This is a genomic window from Listeria rocourtiae FSL F6-920 (assembly GCF_000525975.1).
Taxonomy (GTDB): domain Bacteria; phylum Bacillota; class Bacilli; order Lactobacillales; family Listeriaceae; genus Listeria_A; species Listeria_A rocourtiae.
Map to the genome: position 1 here is coordinate 25,102 of NZ_AODK01000006.1, position 13,156 is coordinate 38,257.

Here is a 13,156-nt window from a genome sequence, read left to right on the forward strand (position 1 = left end):
TGTTTTATTAAAAATAGAAATTTATTAATGCCTCACTACTGTATCATTTTCTAGCTTTTTTGTCAGCTTTTCCAGCATATCTTTTGTCATACGGTCTAGGTCATATTGCGGGTCAAAATCCCATTCGTTTCTAGCACAACTTGCGTCTAGTGAGTCTGGCCATGAATCGGCAATCGCTTGGCGGATGGGATCGACATCGTATTTCATTTCAAAGTCAGGAATAAACGTACGAATCGATGCAGCAATTTCTTCTGGCTCGAAGCTCATCGCGGTAATATTAAATGCATTGCGGTGAACCAAGCGTTTTGGATCCGCATTCATAAGTGTGATAATTGCATCGATAGCATCTGGCATGTACATCATATCCATTTTTGTGTCTTTATCAATGAATGAGGTGTAAGACTTATTTTTCAGAGCTTCGTAGTAAATATCTACGGCATAATCAGTCGTTCCACCGCCTGGAAGTGTTTTATAAGAAATAAGCCCTGGGAAGCGGACGCCACGCGTATCTACGCCAAATTTTTGGAAATAGTAATCGCAAAGTAGTTCACCGCTTACTTTTGTTACACCGTACATCGTTGTTGGACGTTGTAACGTATCTTGAGGCGTATTATCCGCTGGTGTACCTGGCCCGAACGAACCAATGGAGCTAGGGGTGAAGAATTTTAGTTTGAGTTCACGAGCTACTTCCAAAGCGTTAACAAGCCCACCCATATTGAGATTCCATGCAAGTTGTGGCTTTTCTTCTGCAACTGCGGAGAGCAATGCTGCTAAATGAATAATCGTATCGACTTCATATTCACGGGCGATATCCATCATTTTATCTTTATCAGTTACATCTAGAATTTCAAAGGGACCGCTTTCAATAACTTCATTGCCAGCAATACGGCGGATGTCTGTTGCAATAACACTATCCGTACCATTCTCGGCGCGTAAACGCATTGTTAATTCGGAGCCGATTTGACCTAGACAACCAGTGATAAGTACTTTTTTCATAAAAAACCCTCCATTGTATTAGAAATCGTATTTATATATGTTCTTTTAGTGGTATAATTAAGTTTGGTGTTAGAAAGAGTAATCGGCTGGGTGCACATTGGGACGAATGTACACTCAGTTGCTCTTTTTATTTTCGAATCACACAATTTGAGTGAATTGTTTGTTTTAGGTGGGAACGAAAGTATGTTTGACATCACTTTCTCCCAACCTGTTTTAAATCACTTTCAGTTCTTTTCCTACTTTTTCGTATGATGCCAAGACTTCATCGAGCATTTCTTTCGTATGGGCTGCGGTTGGCATGTTACGAACGCGACCAGTACCTTTTGGAACTGTTGGGAAGACGATGGATTTTGCATAAACTCCTTCTTCTAGTAAGCGGCGAGAGAATTGTTGTGTCAAATTTTCGTCGCCAATGATGCACGGTGTAATTGGCGTCTCGGAGTACCCAATATCAAAGCCTAATTTTACTAATCCAGCTTTTAAGTAAGTGCCATTTTCCCATAGTTTTTCCATGCGTTCTGGGTCATGCTCCATGATATCGATAGCTTCGATACAAGCGGCAGCGGCTCCAGGTGTTAAGGATGTGGAAAATAGAAACGGTCTAGCACGAACTTTAAGCCAATCAATGAGCTGTTGTGAACCTGCCACGTAGCCGCCGACAACACCGATTGCTTTGGATAGCGTGCCCATTTGGAAATCAATTTTATCAGACATGCTAAAATGTTTCACAGTTCCTGCACCTTTTCCCATCACACCTGATCCGTGCGCGTCATCTACATAAGTAATCAAGCCAAATTCTTCTGCGATAGCAACGATTTCAGGGATTTTGGCTACATCGCCATCCATGGAAAAAACGCCATCCGTGATGTACATAATTTTCTCATATTGACCGCTTTCTGTTGCTTCTTTTGCGACGCGGCGAAGATCAATCATATCTTGATGTTTGGCGCGCAATATTTTGGCACCAGAGAGGCGACAACCATCGATGATTGATGCATGGTTTAGTTCATCAGAAATGATGGCATCTTTTTTCGTCATAACGGCAGATATTGCCCCCATATTACAGTTGAAACCGGATTGGAATGCAATAGCGGCTTCAGTGTGCTTGAATTCAGCGAGTCGTTTTTCTAATTCATCATGAACGGTCATCGTGCCATTAATCGTGCGGACAGCTCCAGCTCCAACACCATACTGTTCGGTCGCTTCGATACATTTCTTTTTCAGACGGTCATCATTTGCAAAGCCTAAATAGTTATTGGAAGAAAGATTGATTAATTCAGCGCCATTTATTTTGATTTTTGCGCCATTCGGACCCTCCACGGTGTCAATGGTGTTGTAAAGTCCCTGATCTCGCAATGCTTGTAATTGTGGTTCTAGAAAGTCTTTTAAAACTGTCATGTGAGAGATACCTCCTAAGAAATTTATTATATATTATCACGTGCCCCTAACATCGGATGGGGTTTGATAGTAGGGGACGACGCGGTAATGCCGGAATAAAATTAACAATCAGTTACGATACGGTTGATATTTTTTTGTTCTAAAAACTCTTGAAGTATCGATAAAAAAAAGGTTTTTTAATTTTTTTCTGGATTTCCAGATTCAATCATCGTGCTTGCGATCTCGTCCTCTGTCAGCATCGTAATTAAGTAAGTGAAAATCTCGATTTCTTCGCGGGATAATGTGCTTGGAAGCAGGAAAACGAGAATGTTTGTAATATTGACTTTGCCTTCTGATGCGATATGCATTTCTAAATTGTGCTTTGAGTTGAAAACGTGAATCGAAGCGCTTTCTACCTCAGTATTGATAAGAAACATGGCTGTATTTGCCCCACAAGCTAAGACTTTACGTTGATTTTCGTGTTTGTTTAGCTCGTTATAGAGATGATCAGCTGCGAGATTAGTTTTGTGAGCTATTTCTTGACTGAATCCACGGAGATTATCTTCCAAATTTCGTGTCATCACACTACTCATTGTAAAATGAGTAGCTTTGATGAGCGGGATAATTAGCTTGTAGTAGGTTTGCATGGCAGTCAAGCTCGATAATGCCATCTCGAAATCGGTTGTGATCAAAGCATCCATTGGGAAAGCCTCATTTTGCTTGCGGTTTGCGATTTTTTCGAGCTTCTTATTGATGGCATTGATTTCATTATCCGTGAAAAAAATGCTAATAAATTGATAATCCTGTGTGAAATCCTCTAGATGAGATGTGGAAAGAATCATATCGTATTTTTCTAGATTTGTTTCTTTCATGAGATCTATCGGCGTGATAAACTTCATTTTCTTTAATTTAGGTAAACGCTTCCTAAAGCGTGCTTGGAGCCAAGTATTGACCCCACTGCTACGAGAGGTCACGATAAGTGCGCTGTACGGTCGCATATTTTCAGAATGGATAATTGCTGCTTCGAAATGGAGAACGATAAATCCGGTTTCCTCTTCGGGAATTTGTTTAAATGGATAGATGTCACATGCCGCAGTATGAACAATTTTAAAAAGATCTGGAAACTCGGCTTTAATCATTTCGAGTAGTGGATTACTCATCGGCATGTTTTTCTTCAATCGAATGATAGAATACTGGATATGTTCAATAAGTCCTTTTAAAACAGTGATTTGCGATAAGGGTGTGTCGATTTCTTTAGCAACACGGGAGATTAGCTTTTTCGCGATTCGAATAGCTTGTACTTTTTCGTTGCGATAAAAAACATCTTGGCCTCGACGGATTTCTGATTCCAGAACTAGCATCGTGAGCTCTGCAATTTCACTATCAGGAATCTTTGCAAAATCAGGCAAACAATCTCGTAAAATTCGTTCTGCAATGTCGTATTCTGGATATTCTTGGAGAAATACATGATTACCGTCGCTTTTTGCGATAACTTTCCCTTTTGGAATTTGCTGAATCGTAATCATGAGGTAGGTGAGCACATTTATGTAAGAGTCATTACTAATTTCATAGGATAGCTTTTTCATCCATTTCGTGATTATAGAATCGCACATTTGCAAAAGCGATATATCGATGAAATCCGCGATTCGCTCATCAATGTGTTCATAGTTATCATCTAGGATATCGCAAAACATTTTGTAGAGCTTAATCTTTGGAACAGTCATTACTAGCAGTTCGCCGAGAAGTTCACGTTTTTCTAAGATGGAAGATTCAAGTTCGACTCCTATGCCACGCTTTCGCTTGATATGGATTTTACCATTCCAATCTTCTTCAAGGCGTGTTAAATCACTGCTCACAGTCGCAACGGTGACAGAAAGCTCGTTGGCAAGCGCAATCAATTTTACAGGCTCAGACTCATTTAAGAGTACCCGCAAAATAATTTGTTGCCTTTCGAAAGGGGTAAATTCGTTATTGACGAGATCTAATATGTTTTTTTGAATGCGTTCACGATGGATAGATGCGCCGGTAACTGTAAGTTTACTTCCATGTTTAACTAAATTTAGTTTGAATTCCTGTAGTGTTTCACCGACTTCTTTTAAATCGCGACGCACGGTCCTTTCGCTGACATCTAAGTCTGACGCGAGTTGCGCAATCGATATGTTGTCAGGAACCGCTAATATTTTTTCTAAAATGATGCGTGAACGTGCGGATAAGTACATTATGTTTCTTCCTTTCGCAGAAAATTTCCCGATTGAAAGTTGCATTTGTGGTCATTTCGCTTGTTGCTAATATTCATTGTCTATCTTTATACTATGACTACGCTTGCATATAAGCAATACAAACATATTGCTAATTTGTCCAGTTTTGAAATAGCGAAGTTGGACAAAGTTATATCAAGCCATGAAATGAGTACTTTGATTGATGTATGTAAGCATTGGTGTGCAACGCTTTTCGGGATTTAGGCTTTTTCAAGCTTGTGAATATGTCTTTTCTAGTGAAGTTAGCGAATAATAATGGACACTTTCGCTCCAAAGTGGGTATACTTATAAATAAGAAGTGTGATTCATAGAGGAGTGAGTGTAATGAAAGTACAATGGCAAGTAATAGTTGGGATTATTATCGCTATTTTGATTATCGTGTTCGGAACAACAAATATGGGTACAGTAGATGTTCAATTGCTATTCTGGACAGTCCAGTGGCCGCTTATTGTCGTGATTTTGGGCTCGGTTGTAGCAGGAATCTTGATGGTGTATTGCTTTAATTATTACAAAGCAAGAAAGAAGAAAAGAGGCGCTAAATAAGAAAATACAGACAAAAAATCTCCAAAGGTTAGTCACTAAACCTTTGGAGATTAGTATTTTACTTTAGAATTTTTCGATGGAATTGTTGATGGGAGTCCTGCACTTGTTGATGCGGTTTCCCATGTAAATTATTGGCGAATGGCTTTTTCTCTTTGTCATGTGGAAGAGCGTCACTAATTTTTGGCGTGTGAATCGCTTGCGAGGTCTGACTTTTCTTAGAATTGGTCATTTTTTTAAAACCTCCTTTGTGTTCCTTACCCTGAGAAGGGGGAGTTAAAACACGGATTCTGGAATAGAAAATAGGGTTGGGTCTGTCTCTTAGTCATAGAGGCATTTTTTGTTTGACCCTATTGGAATATGACCTTGACAAGCATGAATCTATCTATTAGAATAGATTTTATAAACGATAATGAAAATCATTCTCAATTATAAAGGTGGGTGATTGCTTGAAGAGAGCGATACTTATTATTGTTTTTCTGTTATTGGCGCTACTTTCGGTCTTTGTCGGTGTACAGAAAATTTCTATTTTACATATTTTTTGTTTGACGCGAGAACAATGGGATATTATTTTGATAAGTCGGATTCCTCGGCTTGTTAGCATTATTTTGGCTGGTGCAGGTATTAGTATTTGTGGAATGATTATGCAGAGTTTGACGCAGAATAAGTTTGTCTCGCCAACGACTGCAGGCACGATGGATGCTGCGAGGTTGGGGATACTGGTTTCTTTACTTGTTTTCACAACGGCAAGTCCTTTAGTGAAGATGGGTGTGGCGTTTTTGTTTGCGCTTCTAGGGACATTTATTTTCATGCAAATTTTGGAGCGGATTCCGTTTAAGGATACGATTTTTATTCCACTAGTGGGACTGATGTTTGGCGGGATTCTCAGTTCGATTACGACTTTTTTTTGCGTATAAGTTTGATTTGATTCAAAATATTTCTTCTTGGTTGCAAGGCGATTTCTCGATGGTGCTAAAAGGGCGTTATGAATTGCTTTATGTTACAGTTCCGTTGCTTGTCATTGCGTATTTGTATGCGAATCAGTTTACGGTCGCTGGGATGGGCGAGACGTTTTCACGGAATCTGGGCTTGTCTTATAAGGCAATTATGCGGCTTGGATTGGTGATTGTTGCTTTTATTACGGCTGCTGTTGTGTTGACGGTCGGTATGATTCCTTTTCTCGGATTAATTGTACCGAACATTGTGTCGATTTATCGTGGAGATAATATAAAGAAGACTTTATTTGATACGGCGATTTTTGGCGCGACTTTTTTGCTGTTTTGTGATGTGCTAGGTCGGGTGATTATTTATCCATATGAAGTGTCGATTAGTTTGATGGTCGGTATTATTGGGAGCGCCATTTTTATCTATCTGCTAATGAGGAGAAAAGCGTATGCGTAAAAATTTGATTTTAGCAGGTATTGTTGTGGGTTTGATGGCGGGTTATTTATTTTTGTTCATGGGTGGAAGTCCGGCTTTTGCGCTGGAATTAAGGTCGACGAAGCTTGTTGCAATTGTTTTTACAGGGATTGCGATTGCGGTTTCGACAGTGATTTTTCAGACGATTACGCAGAATAAAATTTTAACGCCATCGATTATGGGGTTGGATTCGTTATACATGTTATTGCAGACGTCGCTCGTGTTTATTTTTGGTTCTCAAGCTCTGATGAGGGCTGGGAGTGGGCGCTGGAATTTCTTCTTGTCGGTGATTTTGATGATGGGGTTTGCGCTTGTGCTGTATTGGTTGATGTTTAAGCGGAATGGGCGAAATATTTATTTTTTGTTGCTGGTTGGGATTGTGTGTGGGACTTTTTTCGGTAGCTTTTCATCGTTTATGGAGATGTTGATTGATCCGAATGAATTCCAAATTGTGCAGGATAAGATGTTTGCGAGTTTTAATAATGTAAACACGTCGATTTTATTGGTTGCCATGCTTATTTTTGTGGCTGCGGTGCTTTATTTATTACGGTTTGTGAAGTATTTGGATGTGTTAGCGCTTGGTAAGGATCATGCGGTGAATTTGGGCGTTCCTTATAACAAAATTGTTAAGCAGTTGTTACTTATTATTGTAGTGTTGGTGTCTGTTGCGACAGCCCTTGTTGGGCCGATTACATTTCTAGGATTGATTGTGGCGAATGTGGCGTATCAATTTTTGAAAACGCATCGGCATGTGACACTACTAGTTGGGGCAAGCTTGATTAGTTTGGTGGCGCTTGTCGGTGGACAGTTGTTGGCGGAGCGGGTGTTTCATTTTGATACACCGATTAGTGTGATTATCAATCTGTGCGGTGGTGTTTATTTCTTGTACTTGCTTTTGAGAGGGGCAAAATTATGATTGAAGTGCGGAATTTGGGCAAAAATTATGGAACGAAAACGGTTCTTCAAGCAGTTGATTTGGTGGTTCCTGAAAAGCAGATAGTGTCTTTTATCGGAGCGAATGGCGCAGGGAAGAGTACGTTGCTTTCGATTATTGCGCGGTTAATGAAAGCGGATAGTGGTGAGGTTTTGGTAGACGGTGTAGCGCTGGGGGATTGGAAGTCGGATGATTTGGCAAAACGGCTGTCGATTTTGAAGCAGAGTAATCATGTGACGATGCGTTTGACAGTACGAGATTTGGTTGCACTTGGACGTTTTCCGCATTCAAAAGGACGGTTGCAAAAAGCAGATGAGGCATTTATTGAAATGGCGCTTGATTATATGGAGTTGCAGGATTTGGCGTCGCGCTATTTGGATGAGCTTAGTGGTGGTCAGCAACAACGGGCGTATATTGCAATGATTATTGCGCAGGATACGGATTACATTTTGCTGGATGAGCCGCTCAATAACTTAGATATGAAACATTCCGTACAGATGATGCAGTTGTTGCGGCGCTTGGTGGATGAGCTAGGCAAGACAGTGTTGCTAGTTCTACATGATATTAATTTTGCATCGTGTTATTCGGATACGATTGTGGCTCTGAAAAATGGAGCAGTTGTTGCGAATGGGCGCACGGAGAATATCATTCAGGAGGATGTGCTGGTGCGCGTCTTTGATATGCTAATACCGATTTCATTGATTAATAATGACCGAATTGGTGTGTATTTTAAATGAAGGAGGTGAGTAGGCAAAAAGGTTGGTATGACATGGAATAATAGTTTTAAAAATAGATAAATAAGGGTGGTTAAAGTAGATGAAGAAATTACTAATGGTCGCGATGTTAATGCTTTTGGCGGTGTTTGCGGTTGCTTGTGGAACGGATGAGAAAACAAGTGCAGATGAGGAGAAGACAGCGAAGGAACTGACAATCAAGCACGAACTTGGAGAAACAAAAGTAAAGCAAAATCCTAATAAGGTAGTTGTTTTTGATTTTGGGACATTAGACACGTTGAAAGCACTTGACCTGTCTAAAAATGTTGCTGGTTTACCGAAACAATCTTTACCGAAGTATTTAGATGCTTTTGCGGGGAATAAATATATGGATCTTGGCGGTTTGAAAGAACCTGATTTTGAAAAAATAAACGAGGCGGCGCCAGATTTGAATATTATTTCTGGTCGTCAATCCGATTCTTATGATAAATTTTCTGATATTGCACCAACGATTTATCAAGGTGTGGATACAGCAGATTACATGAAGTCGTTCCATGCGAATGTGAACACGATAGCGAGTATTTTTGGGAAAGAGGACGAAGCGAAGAAACGGTTGGAGGCAATCGATAAGCAAGTTGCTGATGTGAAAGCAAGCGTGCCAACTGGTAAGACAGGACTGATAATTCTAGCTAACGATGGCAAAATGAGTGCGTACGGTCCTGGCTCGCGTTTTGGATTGATTCATGATGTGCTTGGCGTGACACCAGCTGACCCGAAAATTGAAGCGTCAACACACGGGCAAAGTATTTCATCTGAGTATATCGCGGAGAAGAATCCAGATTATTTATACGTAATTGATCGTGGTGCCGCAATCGGTGGGGAATCATCGGCGAAATCGGTGGTGGAGAATGACCTTGTGAAGAAGACGAATGCTTATAAAAATGGACACGTTGTTTACTTGAATCCAGAGTACTGGTACCTTTCTGGTGGCGGATTGGAGTCTGTTTCGGAGATGGTGAAAGAAGTTGGCGATAGCTTTAAACAATGAAGAAAGATGGGCAATTAGGAAGAAACTTTCTTTGATCATATGTTTTAAAAGAACCATAGTAAAATTGAAAAGGAAGTCAAAGTGTAGCTCCTAGATTCTCTAGGAGTCTTTTTATGAAGTTTTCTTTAAACTACAAAGGGGTAGTCAATTCGTGGCGCCAGAGGATTGCCAATATGTGCGCCATGGATGAAGCTAGGTTTAGCTCCTAGTAAAATTGTGACTGAAAAAGGAAATGAATAGATTGATTTTTATAATAGCTGTACGTTTTTCTCTGCTGTGAGAAGAGCTAGAATAAATAAAGGATAATGAGCTAGATGCTTCTAAGGAATCTAGTTTTTTTATATTGGAATATTTTAAGATGATTAATTCAGTTATTGACAGCCAAAGTTTCTGAGATAATCCACGTTTAAAAATTTTTTCTAAGGGTATATTTCATTTTGAATAGTTCATTTGTTTTTTTTGCTAAATATAATCGGTAAATCATAATTATTATTAAATATGAGGGCGAGAGAAATTAGGAAGTCGTAAACTAGATTTCAAAAGAAGGATAGACACGAAGTATTGACAAAAATTAAAAATCGTAACTGTTACACCTGCGATGATGGTATGAATGGTAATTTGTTAATCAACAGTTTGTCAGCTAGTATGTCTTTGTTACGTCAATTTAGAAGAAAATCATAATAATAGCATTTTTAATACATAGAACGTCTGGTCTCTCCTTTTCTTATCGATTTAGAGGGGCTAATTTTATGAAGGGGAAATAGAAATGAATTCTGTAAGTGGTACTGCCATTATTTCAACCAGATTACATCAAAGAAAGAATGATAAGTTAGTTTAACATAAACTAGGAGTGAAAAAAATGAACAAAAAGCATAACCGTTCTTGGTTTTCCATCGTACTTATTCTTTTTATTTTTATAGTGGTTCTTTCTGGGCCATCTGCTTTTGGGGAAAAGGAAGTGGTGCCAAAGCCCACTGCGGCGATTTCACTCGGAGCGAGTTCGCTAACTGGAACATATACAACGGGAAGTTACGGGCAAGGTACGATGCGCCTTGTTTATCAGTATGCGCCCTTGGTATCGCTAACACTAAATGAGGTTCCGCTTGTTATCATCCAAATTCCGAGCGAAATTGGTGACCAATTAGCAGGCAATTCGACGAAACAAGCCGCTTTTTTGAAAAGTCTAACTGGAACGGTTACTTATCCGCTTAACACGCTGGCCAATCAGAGTTTTGATATTCAATCTACGAGCAGTAATGTCGTAAAAACGTATGATGAAGCTATGCATGCTGTTGTTTTCACGTATCCCCGGAGTACGAATCTTTTAACGATCACGAATATGTGGAAAGTGGACATGACCATCGATGCCGGCGTCCTGTATAAAAATAGTATCACGGTTCCGCAAGCTTACAATAGCACTAACTACACTGCAAAAGGGACACTTGTAGCTGCGACGGAAGGTATTGTAATATCAACTGTAAACACCAAAACGGCAACGATTCCCAGCGCAACATTTGGCATTGGTAATTATCCAGTTTTGAACATCACATCTCCAAAATTAAACGACACGATGCAGCATCTTGGTACGATTATCAGTGGTACCGCCAACCAAACTCTTGATGCTAACTACACGTACACCGCCGATATAACCTACAAAACACGAGCAGGAACCATCATAAAAAAACGCCAATTTGCCAGTCGCCGCTAATGGAAGTTTTACGACAACGCTAGAGACACCGTATGAGTACGGAGACACAGCGACTGCTATTTTAAAAGCAACATCCAAAATAAATACGGACGCTTACGAATCGCAACCAAGTCCACTCATTACCGCTCAATGGTCTGTCCAGCCTGCCATTATCACATCGCCAAAAGTTGGTGATACAAAAGTGACAGGATTAGCAAACGAGACCAATGCTGGTGTGTATAAAGCGCATGTCACAATTAACCAAATAAGCTACGATACCCCGCTTCAATCCGATGGTACTTTTGCACTGACAGGTATACCGGCTTTGCAATCCGGTGACCAAATAAGCGTTACGATAGATGGTTACAGTACAAGAACTGGTGAAAGGCTCGTATCCAGTACTGCGACCACAATAACTGTCATCTACAATATGCCAAATCTTGCAATCAGCCAACAGTTCGAACGTAAAAACGCCAACGACACATGGGAAATAGCAACCAACACTGCATCTGACCAAGAAGTTAGGTATACAATTACAGCGACACTGCAAAATAGTAACGCCGTCTGGAATAAGCAAAAGATTACAGTCAACATTCCAGTGGGGCTTATTGACTTAAAAGAAATCACGCTCACTAAAATAAGCAATAACGTAGAAACACCACTCATAGCTCCAACACTGATAGACGATAACACAAGTCCGTCTTTAAAATCACTTTTTAGTCAAATAAACAATAATCCTTTAACCATTCAAGGAGATAAAATTCGCATCCAATTTAGCGCAAAAGTTATCCGAGAAGGCTATCCAGCGTCCCTAATTAGTAAAGTGTGGCTAAATGGCGAGACCGATAACACTGTCCCGATTCCAGAACAAACAAATAGCCTATCGATACCAATTACAGATGGCACGTTAAAACTCATCGAAGTTCCAAGCACTATAGCGTTCACTAACATCCCAGTTCCCAGTAAGCCACAAACATACAACCGCACAAACACAGCTGGTACAATCAAAGTCCGCGACGGTCGCGTCAAAACAACAACATGGCAGCTATTCGTCCGCGAACGTACGCCATTGACAAATGCCAACAATCAACAGCTCCAACAAAGCATTATCTATAGTCAACATGGTACCGATACACTGCTAAATACAGAAAACCAGCCTATTTTTACACATAAGGCCGAAAATAATCAAGTGTACGAATTAGCATGGCAAGCATCAGACGGAATCCGTCTAAAATTAGCGCCGAATCCAGCCATCAAGATTAATCAGCATTATACCGGTGAACTAGTATGGACATTGACTGACACCCCCTCGTAATTACACTAGGATAAATACCTGGTTAATTAAATAAAAAGATGAAAGTAGGAAAGAGAATGAAAATAAAGATAGCCTATGTAAGTACAATTATGGCAAGCAGTTTAGTCATTGGTGGTATTTCTGCGACCGCCGCAACAGCTGGAAGTATGGACTCAATCACAGATGCAACTTTTACTCAAGATAAAACGGTTACAACGCCACTTGATCCAACAGATCCGAATACACCTGTTACTCCCGTTGACCCAACAGATCCCATTGATCCACATGCACCTGGAACAAGTGGTCCACTAAGCATCGATTATGTCTCCAATTTTCATTTTGGAAGCAATGTTATTAGCCCGCTTAGCAAAACATATTACGCAAAGCTTGATAAAGTGAAGGTGGCGAGTTCTGGCAATATTATCAGTGTTCCCAACTTCGTACAAGTGACCGATAAACGAGGCACGAATGTCGGTTGGAAACTCACTGTGAAGCAAAATGGCCAATTCAAAACACAAGATGCCGCGCCACAAACGCTAAATAACGCTGAGTTAAGTATTGTGGCCGGTACACCAAAATCACTGACAGATGCAGCCTACGCACCGACAACTTCTATCGCAACACTTGATCCTACGGGTGCAGCATCATCGGACATAGCCGTGGCCGCGGCTGATAAAGGAATGGGGACATGGGCTATCGCATTCGGTGGTGACGCAACCACAGCCGCAACAGCTGTAAGTCTAAAAGTACCAATGGGAACTGCAAAAGTTGCTGATGTACCATATAAAACGACACTTACATGGAATTTAGAAGACACACCCAATTGATATGCAGATGTTGGGGCTTGTATCTAGCGGCCCCAACATGAATATGAACAAACAGAAAGAAGG

At 40.3% G+C, this 13,156-nt stretch carries 11 protein-coding genes and 1 pseudogene; 8 read left to right on the forward strand and 4 right to left on the reverse strand.

The window, feature by feature from the left end:
* Positions 1-24: 24 nt before the first annotated feature.
* From PROCOU_RS02215 to PROCOU_RS02225, 3 genes are all read right to left on the reverse strand, one after another.
* The gene (locus tag PROCOU_RS02215; protein ID WP_036069398.1) at positions 25-996 is read right to left on the reverse strand and encodes an L-threonine 3-dehydrogenase; all 972 of its coding nucleotides are present in this window, start codon (positions 994-996) and stop codon (positions 25-27) included.
* A gap of 213 nt (positions 997-1,209) precedes the next feature.
* Positions 1,210-2,394 carry a glycine C-acetyltransferase gene (locus tag PROCOU_RS02220; protein ID WP_036069400.1) on the reverse strand — a complete coding sequence of 395 codons (1,185 nt, stop codon included), beginning with the start codon at positions 2,392-2,394 and terminating at the stop codon, positions 1,210-1,212.
* Between the two features lie 176 nt (positions 2,395-2,570).
* Positions 2,571-4,592, reverse strand: a complete 2,022-nt coding sequence (locus tag PROCOU_RS02225) for a BglG family transcription antiterminator (protein WP_077913291.1) — start codon at positions 4,590-4,592, stop codon at positions 2,571-2,573.
* Positions 4,593-4,955: 363 nt separating this feature from the next.
* Between PROCOU_RS02225 and PROCOU_RS02230 the strand changes: the two genes are divergently transcribed.
* Positions 4,956-5,174 carry a lipopolysaccharide assembly protein LapA domain-containing protein gene (locus PROCOU_RS02230; RefSeq protein WP_036069632.1) on the forward strand — a complete coding sequence of 73 codons (219 nt, stop codon included), beginning with the start codon at positions 4,956-4,958 and terminating at the stop codon, positions 5,172-5,174.
* A 58-nt stretch (positions 5,175-5,232) separates the two neighbouring features.
* Here the strand turns inward: PROCOU_RS02230 and PROCOU_RS17670 are convergent, their stop codons facing one another.
* Positions 5,233-5,403, reverse strand: coding sequence for a hypothetical protein (locus PROCOU_RS17670; protein WP_159101173.1), 171 nt, complete (start codon positions 5,401-5,403; stop codon positions 5,233-5,235).
* Positions 5,404-5,620: 217 nt separating this feature from the next.
* Between PROCOU_RS17670 and PROCOU_RS02235 the strand changes: the two are divergent.
* The 7 genes and pseudogenes from PROCOU_RS02235 (at position 5,621) to PROCOU_RS02265 (ending at position 13,093) form a co-directional block, all read left to right on the forward strand.
* Positions 5,621-6,572 (forward strand): annotated as a pseudogene (locus PROCOU_RS02235) (ABC transporter permease).
* Complete coding sequence (locus PROCOU_RS02240) at positions 6,565-7,506, forward strand: iron chelate uptake ABC transporter family permease subunit (RefSeq protein WP_036069401.1); 942 nt, start codon at positions 6,565-6,567, stop codon at positions 7,504-7,506. The pseudogene PROCOU_RS02235 and the gene PROCOU_RS02240 overlap by 8 nt, the downstream one beginning before the upstream one ends.
* On the forward strand, positions 7,503-8,261 hold the full coding sequence (locus PROCOU_RS02245; protein WP_036069402.1) for an iron ABC transporter ATP-binding protein: 759 nt from the start codon (positions 7,503-7,505) through the stop codon (positions 8,259-8,261). The genes PROCOU_RS02240 and PROCOU_RS02245 overlap by 4 nt, the downstream gene beginning before the upstream one ends.
* 79 nt (positions 8,262-8,340) lie before the next feature.
* Positions 8,341-9,285, forward strand: coding sequence for a siderophore ABC transporter substrate-binding protein (locus PROCOU_RS02250; RefSeq protein ID WP_036069403.1), 945 nt, complete (start codon positions 8,341-8,343; stop codon positions 9,283-9,285).
* Positions 9,286-10,144: 859 nt separating this feature from the next.
* Entirely contained in the window at positions 10,145-10,993 is an 849-nt protein-coding gene (locus PROCOU_RS02255; protein ID WP_036069404.1) for a hypothetical protein, read from the forward strand.
* Positions 10,977-12,287 carry a WxL domain-containing protein gene (locus PROCOU_RS02260; RefSeq protein ID WP_036069405.1) on the forward strand — a complete coding sequence of 437 codons (1,311 nt, stop codon included), beginning with the start codon at positions 10,977-10,979 and terminating at the stop codon, positions 12,285-12,287. Before PROCOU_RS02255 ends, PROCOU_RS02260 begins: the two co-directional genes overlap by 17 nt.
* 56 nt (positions 12,288-12,343) lie before the next feature.
* Positions 12,344-13,093: a WxL domain-containing protein gene (locus PROCOU_RS02265; protein ID WP_185460331.1), complete on the forward strand. Its 750-nt coding sequence runs from the start codon at positions 12,344-12,346 to the stop codon at positions 13,091-13,093.
* Positions 13,094-13,156 lie beyond the last annotated feature (63 nt).

Excerpts from the sequence above, each read along its gene's own strand:
- PROCOU_RS02250 (WP_036069403.1), top strand. The coding sequence starts at position 8,341 with ATGAAGAAATTACTAATGGTCGCGATGTTAATGCTTTTGGCGGTGTTT.
- PROCOU_RS02240 (WP_036069401.1), top strand. The coding sequence starts at position 6,565 with ATGCGTAAAAATTTGATTTTAGCAGGTATTGTTGTGGGTTTGATGGCG.
- PROCOU_RS02230 (WP_036069632.1), top strand. The coding sequence starts at position 4,956 with ATGAAAGTACAATGGCAAGTAATAGTTGGGATTATTATCGCTATTTTG.
- PROCOU_RS02225 (WP_077913291.1), bottom strand. The coding sequence starts at position 4,592 with ATGTACTTATCCGCACGTTCACGCATCATTTTAGAAAAAATATTAGCG.
- PROCOU_RS02215 (WP_036069398.1), bottom strand. The coding sequence starts at position 996 with ATGAAAAAAGTACTTATCACTGGTTGTCTAGGTCAAATCGGCTCCGAA.
- PROCOU_RS02220 (WP_036069400.1), bottom strand. The coding sequence starts at position 2,394 with ATGACAGTTTTAAAAGACTTTCTAGAACCACAATTACAAGCATTGCGA.
- PROCOU_RS17670 (WP_159101173.1), bottom strand. The coding sequence starts at position 5,403 with ATGACCAATTCTAAGAAAAGTCAGACCTCGCAAGCGATTCACACGCCA.
- PROCOU_RS02245 (WP_036069402.1), top strand. The coding sequence starts at position 7,503 with ATGATTGAAGTGCGGAATTTGGGCAAAAATTATGGAACGAAAACGGTT.
- PROCOU_RS02265 (WP_185460331.1), top strand. The coding sequence starts at position 12,344 with ATGAAAATAAAGATAGCCTATGTAAGTACAATTATGGCAAGCAGTTTA.
- PROCOU_RS02255 (WP_036069404.1), top strand. The coding sequence starts at position 10,145 with ATGAACAAAAAGCATAACCGTTCTTGGTTTTCCATCGTACTTATTCTT.